The sequence below is a fragment of the Candidatus Borkfalkia ceftriaxoniphila genome, assembly GCF_004134775.1.
GTDB classification, from domain to species: Bacteria; Bacillota; Clostridia; order Christensenellales; family Borkfalkiaceae; genus Borkfalkia; species Borkfalkia ceftriaxoniphila.
Map to the genome: position 1 here is coordinate 789106 of NZ_SDOZ01000002.1, position 14866 is coordinate 803971.

Genomic DNA, 14866 nt, shown 5'->3' on the forward strand with positions numbered 1-14866 from the left:
ATTCCTCCTTTTTTTATGGATAAGACGACTTCTTTTCCAAAGTAATCGCCGAAATATACATAAGCGGATTATCGGGTAGGATAATCTTTTTTATATACGTTTCACTTTCCAGTTCAATCGTCTTGCAGTACATGAAAACGGTTGCGGAATCATCGCATTCCGCATGAAAGCCTTTATAAGTTTTGTAAACGTCCCCGAACTCTGCATAATACCTGCGGTCTGCCGCCAACCGCTTGCGGTTTTCCGATTTGACGTTCCACTTTACGTCGGAAAATCCGATCGTATAAGGGCGGAATCCCCCGTCAGACTCGATCAGGATTCTATCCTGAAAAATTCCCCATGTATTAAATCCGAAAACATGCACCCTGTCGCAGCATCTCTCCGCACGGATTTTTTGCGCCGCACAGTTTATCAGATGATCTCCCTTGTCATTTTTCTCGAATAACGCCTGACGTCCGTCTTTTTTCGTTTCACCGAATAAATAATTGCGCTCCTCCACGATTAAATTATGAATTCCGATACATTCGCCAGGAACAAACGTTGTATTGTCTGGGTATACCATTTTTAAATTGAAATACGGCTTTAAATCGAGATACGTCATTCCCATAATTGCCGCCCCTTTCTGTAAAAATGCGACATAGTATCATGAACGGATTTTTCCAGACTCAGAATTTCTTCCAGACGCCCTTTTATTTTTGCGCCCAACTGTTTATCGTAGCGGCGCATCACAATCGACTTTTGCGTTACGCCTAAAACGATGGATATATTATCAATAATCCGATCGATCAGAGCGGAAAGTTGCTTATCCTTTAAACACCGATCCAAACAATGCTTCTGAATCCGTTTCCTGTGGGCATATTCGCCGTAGAATACCGGAAGGGGTGCGGCATTTTCAAAATACCCCGCCTCGCGATCGTATATTTCCGACAAATGCGCGATCAGTTTCTTTAATATAGAATAACTTGCAGTAATTTCCTCGCTATAATTTTTGCCGATCACGAGCGGCCGAACGCCCGTCTTCTTTTGTATTCGTTGAACGGCGACAACCATGCGTTGATTTTCTTTCCCGAAACTTCGGACTGCTCCGCGGAACGCCGTTTCAAGCAACTCGAAACCGATACGGCTCTCTCGGTAAATCTGGCTGTTCAGATACATATGTTCCATCGCGATAAATTCTTTTGCGCCCAGATCGAAACCGTATAAGAGCAGATAATGAATGGTCGGCAATTTTTGATAGACGTCTTTGCGGTACGGCAATAAAGAAGCATCGACCGCGACGATGACGGGACGGTCCCGCCTGAGATGATACAAAGTATCCCGTACGACGTTCGCGCTGTCTCTCTTTGCCGTTACACGAATCCCCGTATATTCTTCCATTTCTGACGGGGAAAACAGTTCTAAGTCTTTGACTGCATACCCTTCTGTCTTCGGGTCATACGAATACAGCGGGAGATAATTCATCATAATAAAATTTTTATCGATGCCAAAATGAGCGTAGGCCGCGATCAGTTGATGGTAATAACAACTTCGGAAAAGATAACCGTTAAAAGGTTCTACGTTTTCCAGTTTTCGATACTCTTTACTCTGCGTTTTCATTTTGACACTCCTTATCTTCAAATAAACGAATTTTATACTTGTCAGGCATCAACACGGGTCCGAGAGAAACGCCGCCCGCCGTCGTATAAAGATCGTTGGATTCAAAATAAGCCCCGTCTTTGTCGGTGCCGACCTTCTTTTTGACCGTTACCTCCTCGACAATACAATCCCGAAAATCTTTTTTGAATCTTCTTTGCCCATGTTCGTCAACCGACGTAAATCGCAGATCCACGTAAGCGGTCATCATCAAGCCTATGCTTGTCCGATATTCCAGTTTTCCGACCATATAATCGATGGTGCCCTCCCGAACCTCGACATTGTGACGAACGCCTTCTTTCAGATAATACACGTTATATCCTCCCTGCTTTTTTGTACCCTCGATAATAAATCTCTGACCGTACGATATCCGTATACGTTCAATTCTTCATCTTTGAACTCGAAACCGAATGCTTCCTCCAACCCGACGATGACGGCGATGAAGGAAAGGCTGTCGAGATTCAGATCTTTCAATTCCGTATCCAGTTCCGGCATTTCGCCGCCGTTACAATTTTGCCATACAATATTCCGCACCGTATTTTCCGCTTCCATATCCGTCATACCGATCTTCTCACTTTTCCGCTCGCCGTTTTCAAGAGGCTGCCGACGATCTCTATTTTCTGCGGCCGCGCAAACGAAGGTAATTTCGCAGCGCAAATTTCGAACGCTTCTTCTTTGGTGATTTCCGCGGCCATTTTCACGCACAGCCTCTTACCCAAAGCGCCGTCGTTTTCCGCATAGAACAGGCATTCCCGTACGCGTTCGTCTTGCTTTAAAAGCGTCTCCATCTCTTCGGGATATATATTTATACCGCTGCGGATGATCATGCCGTCGGCACGGCCGAGGATATAATAATATCCGTCTGCATCGCGCCTGGCAATATCTCCCGTATCCAACCAGCCACCGACGATTTTTTGTTTCGTCAGACTTTCGTTTCCCAGATATCCGCGCATAATCCCGGGCGATCGCACAAACAGTCTTCCTTCGCATTGTCGTTCCCCCTCTAAACGCAATTCGACGTTTTCGATCGGTTTTCCGATCGAGCCGTACTTCGAGGCGAACATCTTCGGAGGCAATGCCGCCACGCGCGGAGAGGCTTCCGTAAGCCCGTAAACAGAATAAATATCCGCTTCGGGGAAAGCCGCGGCGAACCGTTCCGCATGTGCGGCGCTGAGTATCTCGCCCGATACGACGATTTTTTGCAGGACGCGCGCGTCTTCATTGAGAAAGGACGGCAATAAAAGATGCAGTAATGTGGGAGTAGCGCCGAATACTGTGATGCCCTGCGCCGCGATATACCTGACGATCCTCCGCGGCATAAAACTTTCCCCGTACAGATGGATCTCCGCCCCTTTATACAGGCCGTATAAAAATTCCCCCGTGAGTACCGCGCAATGCATCAACGGCCGCGCGATCAGCATTTTGTCGGTTTCGTCGATCTCGAAATATCCGCCGATCGCTCGGAGATTGGAAATAACGTTTTCGTGCGAAAGCATAGCCCCCTTCGGTTTTCCCGTACTGCCCGACGTAAACAGGATAAGCGCGATATCGCTGTCCATATCGTTCGCATTATGCTTTTCGAGTTCGCTGAGAATATTTTGGCAATAGTTTTCGCCATACGCTTTATTCAGAGGTACGACGATATTTTCCCGACGCAATCCTTTCAGTATCGAGATCGCCTGTTCAGCAAGACTGCCTTCCAGAACGGGCAGAATTTTTCTTTGCTTTCCGCCCTGTTCGACGATCTCCGTAAGTTGTGCGTAAGATATTCTTTCACTGCCGCAAACCAGAGCGGTTTTTTGTTTGAAAAACTCAAACCGATTCTTTAAAAATTTCCAGATATTCAAATACTTTTCCATGCCAATTCCACCAAATCCGAAACCGTTATAAGTTTTGCCGGGTCAAGATCTCCCTCGTCAAACGTGATATCGAGACGCTCTTCCATGTCCACGATGACGGCAACCAACGAAAGCGAATCCAGACCGCAATCTTCTTTCAGCCTGTGGCTCATTTCTGCACGCGCTGTTTCGCAAATGTTTTGAAGCGATTCCTGAACGATCTTTTTTAGTTCAAACTTTTTCATTTTTCTCCTTTGACATCAATTCTTCTATCCACTGTTTTTCCAAAATACAAAGTTTTTCTACGGCAGTTTTAAAATCTGTCTTCCGATGCCTTAAACGGCTGGCTTCAATGATCCCCGTGATTTTGCCCGTTTCATATATCAGATCATTTAACGATTTACTTTGCAATATGCAGTTGATTCTCTGCCTTGAAATTTTAAAGATCAACAGAGCATCGCGCAATCGCCGCAGATCGTTTCCGATTCCGCCGACGTCAGTTTCCCGATAGGGAACGCCTGCGATACTTTCTTTCAATTTTCTGTATTGCTCGGCGGGATCGCCCTTAAAATCAGATAAAATTCTGACGCTGATTTTAAAATCCGATAATGCGTCTATATCCTTTATGAGAACTTTTGAAGGCGGATAACAATCGTAAAATTCTCCTTCATACCCGAGCAGAAAATGATCGTCCCGCCAGGGCCGCAAGCCCGCGTTTTTATATTCGGGTTTAACGCGGTACATATAATATTGAAAAGCCGTATTTTTCTTGCACGGCAAATTTGAAAACTCCGCCATCTTTTTACGGGCGGCGATGCTCTGCACCCGTTCCAAACCGGCGTAAGACGCAAAATTAGTCTGCACGTTTTCCGTAAAATCAGAAATCAACCTGTGCAAAGGAATATAACTTTCCATAAACACTTCGTTTCGGTCGACATTGTGACGTTCAAACAATGCCAACAGATAGATCTCCACACAGGAAATCCCCAACGCTCTGCGTATCCTTTCAATCATACTTCACCTCTGCGATGCGCTGAAACAATCTTTTTTTCCATCCATCCGCAGGCTGACAGTCTTCCAATAAAAAGCGAAGCCTGTCGGTATCCTCAACGCGATCCAGAAACTCTACCGTCCAAAAATATCTTTTGTTATTATTTTCGGGGTCGATTACCGTTTCGAGTTCCTGCGGCACCTCCGTTCCGATCCCGATCTCGGGAAATAACCGTTTGGCATGATACAGCGCATAATTGCATTCTTTCTCTATTCCCAGTTCCTCTGCCAAAGCCCTGAATCCGGGCACATCGATTTGCGGAAAAAGTTTGTATATATCCAAATATTTATAGAGTTCGATATCCTTGTTTCTTTGCACCATACTCAAAACCGTCGCTTCCTTATAAAGATGCATACACAAAAACATAAAACAGTAACTTGGCGTCAGACCCGTTAATCCGTTTTCCAAAAGCGTTGTATTGCGCAAAAAACGATCCACTGTCCCGATATCCGACGAGGGCAGCCAGTCGAGCGAAAAATTCAGATCTATTTCTATGAACGGTAACAACTTATCCCCCGTCAATTTAAGATACGGAGCGGTTTCCCCTCTGTTCATGCGCCGCGAAAGGATCTCTTTGCGGGAAAAACGTTCGAGTTTGCCGTTTCTGTACAGCCCCTGTGCAAATCCGAGAGATTCCAACAGTTTTCCTGCTCTCCCGACGTCTTGCGAAGATATCAATATATCGATATCGTTACTTCCCCGTTCGCCCCGTTCGTACAGCGTTCCGCTCAATGCGGTTCCCTTTAAAAAGGCGTGTGCGATATTTTCCCGAACGAGGGCACTCTCGATTTCTTTAGCCGCCCTGAACAGATGCTCCTGCCGATATGCCTGATATTCTTTTTGTATGCCGAAATGCCTTTTGACCTGTGGAGGAAGATTGTATTTTTCCAGTTTTCCCGCCAGATATCCCGATAGCCTGTGAAAATCGCAAAAGCCCATAAAATTGTACCAATCCATATTTTCAAGATCGAGGCTTTCCGTCCGTAAAAAATTCAGAATTATATTCATACGCGTTTCTCCTTGATTATTTTATCGTTCAAAACTTTTTCAACCCACTCATATGCCGTGTTCGGTGCCTGAGCGGTATCTAAAACGATAAATCCGTTCGAATGCGCCAGTTTTTTAAATTCTTCCGCTACGCGTTTCAATAAACGCTCGTCCAGATGTCTTGTCGCTTCGGCAGGTCTTGCCTTAATGCGTGATATCGCCAGTTCAGGCGGAACATACGCCAAAAATACCAGATCGGGTTTTAAAATGTGTTTTGCCGCCTGAAAAAACCATTTTTCATTTTTATATCCCCTCGCCGACATATTGGCAACGCTGGTATAAATATATCTGTCGCATACGACCGTCTTGCCCGCTCTGAGCGCTGTTTCGATTTCTTCAAAGCCGTGCTGCATTCTGTCGGAAAGCGTCAACAACTGCATGGCTCGATAGTCTACGTCCCGATTGTTTTTGCAGTACATCATTTTCTGAAACAACTTTGTTTTTCTCGACATATCCGTCGGCTGTTTTGTGACGATGACGTTTTCCGCGCCGTATATCGATACCAAATAATCTTTGGCCATAGCGATCATGGTCGTCTTCCCGGCACCGTCCGTCCCCTCGAACACGATCAATTTACCCGGATAGCGTCGTCTTTTAAGTTTTACTTTCATCCTTGTTAACCTCTGTTTGTTTTTTCAAAACGATCCGCGCGGCAGGTTTGTCAGCGGACGTTTCTTGTTCTGTTTCCGTCGCAACGGGCATATCCCCGTTTTTCGCCGTATTGTCCGTTACACGCTTTTCCCCGAAAAACTTTTCGCATATCGCATAAATCGAAAGGCTTAAACCGGCGGAAGTAAGCGCAAGTACGGGGGTGTGCGCATTCCAATAAACGCCGGGTTCAAAGACGAGTCCCGTTGCCAAAGCGGATACCGAAAATCCCAAGACGATCGGCAGCAACGTGATATATTTATTCAGATGAATACCCTTAGGTTCTAACTTCGTTGAAAGATGTTTGATCGGAATTTTAACGATACCCGTAAGAACGTTGATAATCAGCGCCAATACCACGGTATCGATTCCGTACGAATCGATAACTTCCAAAATTTCCTGCATAATTTCTCCTTTTTCGTAAAATAAAAAAGCCCGGACAAATAAATTCCCCCTCTCAGGGTCATTCTATTTGTCCGGGCTTTCGCGGCTCTTTGACCGCCTGTGCCTCGTCACAAATTTGAGTTTCTTTTCGTTGTTCTCCGAATTCTGTTCATCGGCACGAACTCATTTTAAAAAGTACTCGATATGTAATTTTTCATACGCTATTCAGCCGCCCGGGTTAAAGTTTTTATCGACGATTTCCACTTTTAACTTTGTTTCATCTTTGTCGATGGTCACTTCACTCTTGCATTTTTTGCATTTGATTTTAAGATCCCGACTCTTTTCGATCTCGCAGATTTTAGCGCCGCAAGTGGGACAAAATACATTAGCAGACATACTCCACCCCCTCTGAATTTTTTTGAAACACGATCGGCTGAACGCGTTTTTCTTTTAATATTTTCAGTTCCATCAACCTGTATTTGGCGGCAGTTCTGGACGTCGTGAATATCGAAGCGATCAGTCTGGGCAGATATTCACAGCATTCCCGATATACATCTCGCTCATAAGACGTAACGCAGTCTTTCTTGACACCGATCCCCCGCATTGCGTCGATCGCAACCATCCTCACGATCCTGCGGGGCAGTTTCATGCACGCAGAAAAATAATCGGCCTGCCATTCCGCCCAATCCTCATCCGTTGTTAGATTTTTAAATCTTGCAAACGTTTCACTCGTCCTGCAAACGATCGTTTTTCGATGATCAAAAAATCCCGAAACCGTTTCAGGCTGATGAAGGATACAATGTCCGCCCTCGTGAAAACCTGTAAATTCATATCTTCCGCGCTGCTCTTCCGCCAATAAAAGGTTATCTATCAGCACTGTCTTTCCGCGTAGAAATATTTCTTCGATATTATCGTTGTCTTTATCGTATACGATAAGTTTCCCGCCGTTATAAACCACCATTCCCAATATTGAACCGTTGTTTGATAAATTTTCGTATCGAAGATGACAGCCTAAATACTGCTCTAAAAATTCGTCGGCACTCAAAGCAATCGGATCTTTTAAGGCTTGCGGCTTAAAGTCCTGCAGAACTGCGTCTGCGATGGTTTCTATATCCCGTTTCGATAACATCAGCCGCGATCCCTTTCGATATCTCTGCAAATCAAAATCGACCATCAGTCCCTCTTATTCCTTTCTTTCATTGCATCAATAAAATTTTGCCACTCTTCCACGCCGGCGTTTACATCTTTTGCCGTTCTTAACGCCCGGATAATAATATCGTTTCCCTTAATATAATTCGGAATATCCTGCGCCAGGCTGTTGCGTTCCTCTGCAGCAAGATCATAGAGAAGCCGTTCCTCATCTACGGTCAAATCCAACGCATTGATGAGGTTATCCAAAACATCTTTTTCCGGTGCCGCCCTTTTACCGTATTCAATATCGCTCAGATACTGCGCGGTGAACCCTGCTCTTAAAGCAAGTTCGCGCATACTGAGCCCTTTGGCGATTCTCTGTTTCTGTAAACTTTCGCCGAACGTCATTTTTTCTCCTCCGATATTGACTTGCATTGACCGCTCTCTGTCAGCTATCTGCTTACAGATTACTAATACTATAACATACGAACATATGTTTGTCAAATGTTTTTTCCAATTTTTTACAGATAATTTTAAAATTTTATAAATTTATACTTATATCTTTCTGGCGATTGATAAAAGTACTCGGAGAATTTCTCCGAGTACTTTTATCAATCAAATTCCATTTACTGCCGAATATGAAAAATATGTTGAATTCGCCGTAGATCAACCATTTTCTCATTTTACATCCCCCGAGATCTTATCGTATTCCTCGTCGGATACGGGTTCGTACCATTCCGTACGTCCGTTTTCCGAAGGAACTTCGATTGCCAGATGCTGAAAATAACTGTCCTTCGCCGCGCCGTGCCAATGTTTTACGTTTGCGGGAATATTGACGACGTCACCCGCTTTTAACGCACGGGGCTGCCGTCCGTATTCCTGATACCAGCCTTTTCCTGCCGTAACGAGCAAAATCTGACCGCCGCCCTTATCTGCGCGGTGAATGTGCCAATTGTTTCTGCAACGGGGTTCAAAGGTTACGTTTCCGATTGCGACTTGTTCCGTTGAGAGCATATTGAGATAACTTTGGCCGATAAAATATTCAGCATAGGCTTCATTCTTTTCGCCTACGGGGAACACGCTTAGATTCTCCCGATCCATTTTGTTCTTAACTTTTGCCGCTTCTTCCACGCATCGGATTGTGTTGAGGGAACGGGGGTAGCCGATATACGGCAAACACTGCGAAACGACCTTGACTAAAAAACTTTTATCGTTTCCGATACGGATATTCGCTTTTGCGTGAGAGATAAGTTGCGACTCGCAACCGCCCTGTGCGGCAAGTAAGCAAAAGGTAATCATCTCGCGCTGTTTATAATCGAGCCCCGTTCTCGTATAATAATCGCCGAAGCAGTTTTCCACAAGCCATTTATTGATATGCCGCGTTTCGGGATTGCCCGATTGAGCAAAACCGCGCATACTTTCGCCGAATATATCGATTTGCGCCTGTTCCCCCTTCTCACGGCGGTTATTCGTCGTCGTGGTCGCTTGTCCTTCAAGGGGGAGGGAAACGCCCTGCGCGATCAAAATGTCGTTCGTCGCTTTCAGAAAAGGGAACGCCCTGCCGATGCCGACATAGGCAACCGACTGATAGACGATCTCCTTTATTTCAACGGGAGAAATCCCGAAGCGGAGAGCGGCGGGCAGCATTACCTTATATTCGTCTATGGCTTGACAGCCGATAAGCGCGGCGGCAATCGCAATAAAGCGCGTTTTGTCGTCAAGGTCATCGTTGTTTATTACTTCTCCAAAGGCAAAATTGTCAAACCGCTCGATAAATTCAGGATCGGTTTGCGCAAACTCCGATTGATAATGCGGAAATATTTTTTCGTGATAACGCCTTGCGTTTTCCGTTATATCCATAATTTAAATACTCCTTTTCGCCCATTCCGCGACTTGTTTTTCGGATTCAGCCGCTTTTGTGCCGCGAACGGAAAGTCCACGCATCACGGTCGCTCCCTTGCAGACTTTAACAAGGTCGCGTTCGCTCGATCCCATACCGCTGCCCTCGTTGGTGCAGAACGGCACGATCTTTTTACCTTTCAAGTCGTATTTTTCGAGCAAGGAAAACATCGGCATGGGCATAGTCCCCCACCAATTCGGATAACCAACGAAGATAACGTCGTATCCGTCCAACGCGGCGGGATAAAGTTTGAGTTCGGGGCGGGCGTTCGCGTGAAGTTCCTTTTGCGCTTCATCGCAACAGGCATAATAGTCCTTGGCGTATTCTTTTACGGTTTCCACCTCGAACAGATCGCCGCCGACGTTTTTTTGAACAAATTCCGCAACGATTTCCGTGTTGCCTTTCTTCAAATTTTGAATGCTTCCGTTCCAATAATTTTCGCCTTTGCGCGAATAGTAAACGGTTATAATTTTCGGCATAATCGTATCTCCTTTGCAAATTAAGCGATTAAATTAAGAGTGTTTACCCACTCGGTTACGGTTGAACGGGATGCGCCCGAAGAAAAGCGCATTCCCTCTTGCCAATTTCCCGTACCTGCCATTTGAGCAAGCAACGCTCCGCTCTGTCCCAATCCCGAACTTGCAGACGTCGCAAACGGAATTATGGTTTTTCCCGTAAAGTCGTTATTTTTTATAAAGTTATTTATGGGCCACGCCGCAATTCCCCACCAAATAGGGTAGCCGACGAACACCGTTTTGTAACTATCCCAATTATTTACGATTGCAGATACCAATTCGATGTTCCTTAAATTTTCGTTCTCATATTCGCGATAAACTCGGCTATTACGATCGGAATAATTCAAATCGGCGCTTGTATACGGATTTACGGGCGATAATTCAAACGTAACGCCGTTCGTCGCATCTGCAATGTATCCGGCTATCCTTTCGGTATTGTTGGTTGCTGAAAAATATACGATTAAAATATTCGACGTTTCGGACGGTCTCGAATTACCGTCACCGGGTACCGTGTTCTCGCCGTTATCGTTGCATGCGGTAAACGTAAAAGCGAATACCAGGCAGAACGCCAATAAAATTAAGATAAATGTTTTTTTCATAAGTTTTGTTCCTTACCACTTCTTTTTATCTTTGCTGTGATCGTGATTGCTCTTTCGTTGTTCAACCATCTGCACAAACCATTCCACCATATTGGGGTCGGTGTGAGAAAAAAACGAACTTTGTTTTTTATCAAGAGTTGCCATAATCGCCATTTCTTCGTCGGAAAGGGCAAAATCGAATACGTTAAAATTTTCTATCATCCTTTCGATATGAACAGACTTTGGAATCACTACGATGCCGCGCTGTAATTCCCAGCGCAAAATGATCTGCGCAACCGTTCTTTCGTACTTTGCGGCGATTTTTGCAATCGTCCCGTCGGTGAACAGTCCGCCGCGACCTTCTCCGAACGGCGCCCATGCTTCTATCTGCACGCCGTATTTCTGCATCCATTTCTGTGCTTCTGTCTGCTGATTGTGCGGATGCGTTTCCACTTGGTTCACCATCGGACGAATTCGGCTGAACGAACATAGATCAACCATTCTGTCTGGATAAAAGTTGGATATGCCGATAGATCTTAATTTCCCTTCTCCGTACAATTCTTCCAGAGCGCGCCATGCACCGTAATAGTCGCCGAAGGGTTGGTGCAGGAGCATAAGGTCGATATAATCGGTTTTGAGTTTGCGCAGCGATTCGTATACGGACGCTTTCGTCTGTTCATAGCCGTAATGTTCCACCCAGACCTTGCTCGTCAAAAAAATTTCTTCGCGCAGAATGCCCGATTTCGCGATAGCGGTGCCGACTTCTTCTTCGTTGAAATAACTCTGTGCCGTGTCGATATGACGGTATCCGACTTTGAGCGCGTCGAGAACGCAGCGTTCGCATTCGTCTTTCGATACCTGATACACGCCGTAGCCGAGTTGCGGCATCCTCACGCCATTCGATAAAGTTACATATTCCATAATCTAACTCCTTGATTATTTGTTTTTATGCTGCAAATTATATAGGATAAAATCTACCTTATCCAGAAGTTGTCCCGCGCAATGCATCTCGTTCAATAATTTATCCCGCGCTTTTCTTAAAATCTGAATTTTTCTTTTTACGTCGTTACATATACAAAATTCTGCGATTTGCTCTTTCCCAAGTCCCGCTTCGCGGAAAAGCGAGACTGCAGACAAAATTTCAATGGAATCATCGGTCAGTTCACTGTCGCTGCAAAGCGTTTCGTCAAATAATCCTTTATCTTTGTAAAACATAAGTTCGGTTTCGCTTAAAGCGCATTGTTCGCGCAGATCTTTCAGTTTCATGGTTTCTCCGCAAAAAAATATAAGTGCAGTACGACGTTTCTGCACTTATATTATAATTTTTCTATTTAAATATGTAAAATACTTGGTTTGTATCATTCACTATGCCCATAAAGCATAATAATTTCTTCAATAAACTTCTTGACAGCACGGTTCACAGGCTGATATTTTTTCCAGATAATAAATGTAGATTGACGTATTTCGGGATAAAACGGTTTGAAACACGTTCCCAAGCCGCTCGCTTCCGTAAGCGTGCTTTCGACGGTAAAAACGTACCCTAAATTCTGTCGGGCAAAGTGGGCTGCGTTGTTGACAAGATTGAAGGTGGCGATTACGTTCAGTTGATCGTAAGTTTCGCCCAAAGCATTGCGATAAAAGGATTGAACGGACGGCCGCTTATTCGCCACGATCGGCAATCCGATCAAATCGTCTATGGTTATGTAATCCTTTTGCGCCAACGGCGAATCCGTACTCATTAAGATACCGCATCTGTCGTCTATGCCTAAGCGAATAAAACTGTATTTATCGATGTCGCCCGGCTCTATCAAAAGCCCCACGTCAATCAGACCTCTGTCCAAGCCTTCCTTTACATGAGTGGCAATGTCGGATTGAATATCGAAAGTTACCGCAGGGTACTTCGCGCGGAAGGAAGTGATTAGTTTAGGAAAAATTTCGGAGGCTTTTGTTTCCGCTGCACCAATGGAAATAACCCCGCTTAAATCATATTCTTTTTGGCGAAATTCGCATTCCACTTTCTGTTCGAGCGCGATCATTTCTTCCGCGCGACGGCGCAGCAGTATGCCGTCCTCGGTTAAAACAATCTTTCTTTTGCCCCGCTCAAACAGTCTGACACCGAGTTCTTCTTCCAACTCGGCAAGTTGGCGGGAGAGCGTGGGCTGCGTAATGTACAATGCCTCGGCTGCCCTTGATATATTTTCCTCTCTTGCAAGCGTCAAAAAATACCTTAATACCCGAAGTTCCATAATCTTTTCCATGCACAATTTTTATTTATATCATTATAACATAACTTACTGCGGCTTACAAAAAATTCCCTATGAGAAATACGAAAACTGCTCCTTTTTTATTATCTAAAAAAGTATACAGTTCTCGGTTTTTAGTATTGATTCAAACAACGCCGTCGCTCCATTAAACTTTTATCGCCCGCACTCCGCTACGCCGTCGGGATAAATTTTTCCAAATAGCGGCGCAGGTTTTTGTCGCAGACGTATACGTAAGTCCCGCGAATGCCCCTCGTCATAAGTACAGCATAGGAATTTAAAATAAAAGTTCTCAGTTCGCCGTCCGAAACGCCCCGCTTTATCTTTTTATCGTAATAATTCTTTCTGTCAACCATTATTTTGTTTTCCTGCGCGTCGAAGTAAAGTTCGGGTCCGAAAACCACCGCCGTATAGTTCAAATCCAAACCTGCGAGGGAATATATGCTGCCCATTTCCCCTTTTGCTTTGTCGTTTTCCAGCCAGCCGCCCGACTGCCTGTTCCATTTTACACCGCAATCGTCTATAACGATATCGGGCGTTTCGGGGTTGGTTTTAGATACCCATTTCCAGCCGTAACCGCCCGAACAAATTCTGCACAGGCGGTATTTTTCTTCCTTTTCGCAAAGGACTTTTCTCATTTCGGCAAAGTCGGTAAAAAGTCTGAAATCGTAATTTTCAAAATTCTTTGATCTGTCGGTATTCTGAAATAAAACGTCGTAAACGTAAGGGGTATATTCCGCGCCCGCGCGTATCCTCATCTGCTCGTCGAGATCTATCGGTCGTATGCCTCTGAAGCGGTCGTAAACGCGCTTTTCAAAACTGTTTTCGGGTATATCTGAGGGGCTTACTATCTGCTTACCGTCGTAAAACAGAATAAGGCGGTCTGAAGCGGCAAGAAGCCAGTCAAGTTCGTCGTGCGAATTGTCTAACGAAAGCCTCTTGTTTCCCTCCTCGAACGCTCTTAAATAATAGCCTATGTTCTTGTTTCGGCGCAGCCTCTGCGCTTCGTCGCATATCAGTATGTCATAGCGACGTTTAGTGGCTTCTACTGGCGATATTACGTCCTCTTTGTTCAGTTCAGGCGTGCCTGAAAACACCTTTTTTATTTCTTTGCGGGTGGAAGGGTTGGCGTAAACCAGTCCCGTTTTTAATTTTCGGTATTCGGTATGCGTTTTAAGATAATAGAATAGTGATACGGCTACCGCCGTTTTGCCGCAGCCCGCGTCGCCTCTTATTAGTATGGGGCGGCTTCGGAATTTTTCGTTTGTAGGAAAAGTCTCCTTTGAATTTATGGCGTTTATTATGCTCTTAAGCGCCGCCTGCTGTTTTTCAGTGAGGCGCATCATGTCGGGGCAGTACTTGTACATGCCCTTATTCAGCACAGAATAAAAATGCTTTTCGTTTACCAGGCCTTTTTTTTCCAACTCGGGCCACAGCCTGTCGAACGAAAGTTCGAAGTCGTTTTTTCTTTTATAGTGCGTCCAATCGCCCATTTTGCGGTTTATCACTTCGAATTTCCCGTCCGCGTGCATAAGGCGGATAAGCAAATCTTCATAATGCTTGGCGGGCGTTTCCTCGAAGTCCTCGCCCGTAATCACGTGTATTCTGTCGAATGTAAACTTCCCGCACAAATCATACGGCGCCAGATGTTCCTTGTTCCTCCGCGCGATATCCTTTGTTTCGCCTATATAAACCTGCTTGCCGTTTTCAAGAATATACAGGCAGTGGTAGTCCCAAGGAAGGTTAAGATTTTTATAATCGGCAAAAGGATGAGTGAAAATTTCAAGTTTTATCATATGAGTTTTCTGCTTAAAAAATAAATATTCGTGCAAAAAAGACGGTTAAACAACATATTTTGGGGTATCGTTTCTTCTCTGCGGT

General features: G+C 44.9%; 20 protein-coding genes and 1 pseudogene. All 21 read right to left on the minus strand.

What is annotated here, in order from left to right:
• Window positions 1–13 precede the first annotated feature (13 nt).
• A complete protein-coding gene (locus tag ESZ91_RS03765; protein WP_129224296.1) occupies window positions 14–607 on the minus strand; it encodes a hypothetical protein in 594 nt (197 codons plus the stop codon).
• Window positions 598–1596 carry a cysteine peptidase family C39 domain-containing protein gene (locus ESZ91_RS03770; protein WP_129224298.1) on the minus strand — a complete coding sequence of 333 codons (999 nt, stop codon included), beginning with the start codon at window positions 1594–1596 and terminating at the stop codon, window positions 598–600. Before ESZ91_RS03770 ends, ESZ91_RS03765 begins: the two co-directional genes overlap by 10 nt.
• Window positions 1580–1945, minus strand: a complete 366-nt coding sequence (locus tag ESZ91_RS03775; protein WP_129224300.1) for a hypothetical protein — start codon at window positions 1943–1945, stop codon at window positions 1580–1582. Before ESZ91_RS03775 ends, ESZ91_RS03770 begins: the two co-directional genes overlap by 17 nt.
• Window positions 1933–2193 (minus strand): acyl carrier protein, encoded by a 261-nt coding sequence (locus ESZ91_RS03780; protein ID WP_201270843.1) that lies wholly within the window; start codon window positions 2191–2193, stop codon window positions 1933–1935. The genes ESZ91_RS03775 and ESZ91_RS03780 overlap by 13 nt, the downstream gene beginning before the upstream one ends.
• Complete coding sequence (locus tag ESZ91_RS03785; RefSeq protein WP_129224302.1) at window positions 2190–3491, minus strand: class I adenylate-forming enzyme family protein; 1302 nt, start codon at window positions 3489–3491, stop codon at window positions 2190–2192. The genes ESZ91_RS03780 and ESZ91_RS03785 overlap by 4 nt, the downstream gene beginning before the upstream one ends.
• Window positions 3476–3715: an acyl carrier protein gene (locus tag ESZ91_RS03790; protein ID WP_129224304.1), complete on the minus strand. Its 240-nt coding sequence runs from the start codon at window positions 3713–3715 to the stop codon at window positions 3476–3478. The genes ESZ91_RS03785 and ESZ91_RS03790 overlap by 16 nt, the downstream gene beginning before the upstream one ends.
• On the minus strand, window positions 3702–4484 hold the full coding sequence (locus ESZ91_RS03795; protein ID WP_129224306.1) for a hypothetical protein: 783 nt from the start codon (window positions 4482–4484) through the stop codon (window positions 3702–3704). Before ESZ91_RS03795 ends, ESZ91_RS03790 begins: the two co-directional genes overlap by 14 nt.
• On the minus strand, window positions 4477–5529 hold the full coding sequence (locus tag ESZ91_RS03800; protein ID WP_129224308.1) for a nucleotidyltransferase family protein: 1053 nt from the start codon (window positions 5527–5529) through the stop codon (window positions 4477–4479). Before ESZ91_RS03800 ends, ESZ91_RS03795 begins: the two co-directional genes overlap by 8 nt.
• A complete protein-coding gene (gene tmk, locus ESZ91_RS03805) occupies window positions 5526–6179 on the minus strand; it encodes a dTMP kinase (RefSeq protein ID WP_129224310.1) in 654 nt (217 codons plus the stop codon). Before tmk ends, ESZ91_RS03800 begins: the two co-directional genes overlap by 4 nt.
• Window positions 6163–6621, minus strand: a complete 459-nt coding sequence (locus tag ESZ91_RS03810; protein ID WP_129224312.1) for a hypothetical protein — start codon at window positions 6619–6621, stop codon at window positions 6163–6165. Before ESZ91_RS03810 ends, tmk begins: the two co-directional genes overlap by 17 nt.
• 204 nt (window positions 6622–6825) lie before the next feature.
• On the minus strand, window positions 6826–6996 hold the full coding sequence (locus ESZ91_RS11570; RefSeq protein WP_154071823.1) for a hypothetical protein: 171 nt from the start codon (window positions 6994–6996) through the stop codon (window positions 6826–6828).
• Entirely contained in the window at window positions 6986–7774 is a 789-nt protein-coding gene (locus tag ESZ91_RS03815) for an ImmA/IrrE family metallo-endopeptidase (RefSeq protein WP_129224314.1), read from the minus strand. The genes ESZ91_RS11570 and ESZ91_RS03815 overlap by 11 nt, the downstream gene beginning before the upstream one ends.
• Complete coding sequence (locus tag ESZ91_RS03820; RefSeq protein ID WP_161971038.1) at window positions 7774–8139, minus strand: helix-turn-helix domain-containing protein; 366 nt, start codon at window positions 8137–8139, stop codon at window positions 7774–7776. Before ESZ91_RS03820 ends, ESZ91_RS03815 begins: the two co-directional genes overlap by 1 nt.
• Before the next feature lie 270 nt (window positions 8140–8409).
• Window positions 8410–8832, minus strand: coding sequence for a cupin domain-containing protein (locus ESZ91_RS11875; RefSeq protein ID WP_129226240.1), 423 nt, complete (start codon window positions 8830–8832; stop codon window positions 8410–8412).
• Between the two features lie 15 nt (window positions 8833–8847).
• Window positions 8848–9591, minus strand: a pseudogene (locus ESZ91_RS11880) (carboxymuconolactone decarboxylase family protein); the annotation flags it as partial.
• 3 nt (window positions 9592–9594) lie between these two features.
• Window positions 9595–10110 (minus strand): flavodoxin, encoded by a 516-nt coding sequence (locus ESZ91_RS03835; RefSeq protein ID WP_129224319.1) that lies wholly within the window; start codon window positions 10108–10110, stop codon window positions 9595–9597.
• Window positions 10111–10130: 20 nt separating this feature from the next.
• Window positions 10131–10745 carry a flavodoxin gene (locus tag ESZ91_RS03840; protein WP_129224321.1) on the minus strand — a complete coding sequence of 205 codons (615 nt, stop codon included), beginning with the start codon at window positions 10743–10745 and terminating at the stop codon, window positions 10131–10133.
• A gap of 12 nt (window positions 10746–10757) precedes the next feature.
• Window positions 10758–11645, minus strand: a complete 888-nt coding sequence (locus ESZ91_RS03845) for an aldo/keto reductase (protein WP_129224323.1) — start codon at window positions 11643–11645, stop codon at window positions 10758–10760.
• Window positions 11646–11660: 15 nt separating this feature from the next.
• Window positions 11661–11990, minus strand: coding sequence for a hypothetical protein (locus ESZ91_RS03850; protein ID WP_129224325.1), 330 nt, complete (start codon window positions 11988–11990; stop codon window positions 11661–11663).
• A 92-nt stretch (window positions 11991–12082) separates the two neighbouring features.
• Window positions 12083–12982 (minus strand): LysR family transcriptional regulator, encoded by a 900-nt coding sequence (locus tag ESZ91_RS03855; RefSeq protein ID WP_201270845.1) that lies wholly within the window; start codon window positions 12980–12982, stop codon window positions 12083–12085.
• Between the two features lie 176 nt (window positions 12983–13158).
• Window positions 13159–14781, minus strand: a complete 1623-nt coding sequence (locus ESZ91_RS03860) for a DNA/RNA helicase domain-containing protein (RefSeq protein WP_129224327.1) — start codon at window positions 14779–14781, stop codon at window positions 13159–13161.
• Window positions 14782–14866: the final 85 nt, after the last annotated feature.

What these genes read in the sequence shown, in the direction of transcription:
- ESZ91_RS03765 (WP_129224296.1), bottom strand. Translation starts at nt 607, where the DNA reads ATGGGAATGACGTATCTCGATTTAAAGCCGTATTTCAATTTAAAAATG.
- ESZ91_RS03770 (WP_129224298.1), bottom strand. Translation starts at nt 1,596, where the DNA reads ATGAAAACGCAGAGTAAAGAGTATCGAAAACTGGAAAACGTAGAACCT.
- ESZ91_RS03780 (WP_201270843.1), bottom strand. Translation starts at nt 2,193, where the DNA reads ATGACGGATATGGAAGCGGAAAATACGGTGCGGAATATTGTATGGCAA.
- ESZ91_RS03785 (WP_129224302.1), bottom strand. Translation starts at nt 3,491, where the DNA reads ATGGAAAAGTATTTGAATATCTGGAAATTTTTAAAGAATCGGTTTGAG.
- ESZ91_RS03790 (WP_129224304.1), bottom strand. Translation starts at nt 3,715, where the DNA reads ATGAAAAAGTTTGAACTAAAAAAGATCGTTCAGGAATCGCTTCAAAAC.
- ESZ91_RS03795 (WP_129224306.1), bottom strand. Translation starts at nt 4,484, where the DNA reads ATGATTGAAAGGATACGCAGAGCGTTGGGGATTTCCTGTGTGGAGATC.
- ESZ91_RS03800 (WP_129224308.1), bottom strand. Translation starts at nt 5,529, where the DNA reads ATGAATATAATTCTGAATTTTTTACGGACGGAAAGCCTCGATCTTGAA.
- tmk (WP_129224310.1), bottom strand. Translation starts at nt 6,179, where the DNA reads ATGAAAGTAAAACTTAAAAGACGACGCTATCCGGGTAAATTGATCGTG.
- ESZ91_RS03810 (WP_129224312.1), bottom strand. Translation starts at nt 6,621, where the DNA reads ATGCAGGAAATTTTGGAAGTTATCGATTCGTACGGAATCGATACCGTG.
- ESZ91_RS11570 (WP_154071823.1), bottom strand. Translation starts at nt 6,996, where the DNA reads ATGTCTGCTAATGTATTTTGTCCCACTTGCGGCGCTAAAATCTGCGAG.
- ESZ91_RS03815 (WP_129224314.1), bottom strand. Translation starts at nt 7,774, where the DNA reads ATGGTCGATTTTGATTTGCAGAGATATCGAAAGGGATCGCGGCTGATG.
- ESZ91_RS03820 (WP_161971038.1), bottom strand. Translation starts at nt 8,139, where the DNA reads ATGACGTTCGGCGAAAGTTTACAGAAACAGAGAATCGCCAAAGGGCTC.
- ESZ91_RS11875 (WP_129226240.1), bottom strand. Translation starts at nt 8,832, where the DNA reads ATGGATCGGGAGAATCTAAGCGTGTTCCCCGTAGGCGAAAAGAATGAA.
- ESZ91_RS03835 (WP_129224319.1), bottom strand. Translation starts at nt 10,110, where the DNA reads ATGCCGAAAATTATAACCGTTTACTATTCGCGCAAAGGCGAAAATTAT.
- ESZ91_RS03840 (WP_129224321.1), bottom strand. Translation starts at nt 10,745, where the DNA reads ATGAAAAAAACATTTATCTTAATTTTATTGGCGTTCTGCCTGGTATTC.
- ESZ91_RS03845 (WP_129224323.1), bottom strand. Translation starts at nt 11,645, where the DNA reads ATGGAATATGTAACTTTATCGAATGGCGTGAGGATGCCGCAACTCGGC.
- ESZ91_RS03850 (WP_129224325.1), bottom strand. Translation starts at nt 11,990, where the DNA reads ATGAAACTGAAAGATCTGCGCGAACAATGCGCTTTAAGCGAAACCGAA.
- ESZ91_RS03855 (WP_201270845.1), bottom strand. Translation starts at nt 12,982, where the DNA reads ATGGAAAAGATTATGGAACTTCGGGTATTAAGGTATTTTTTGACGCTT.
- ESZ91_RS03860 (WP_129224327.1), bottom strand. Translation starts at nt 14,781, where the DNA reads ATGATAAAACTTGAAATTTTCACTCATCCTTTTGCCGATTATAAAAAT.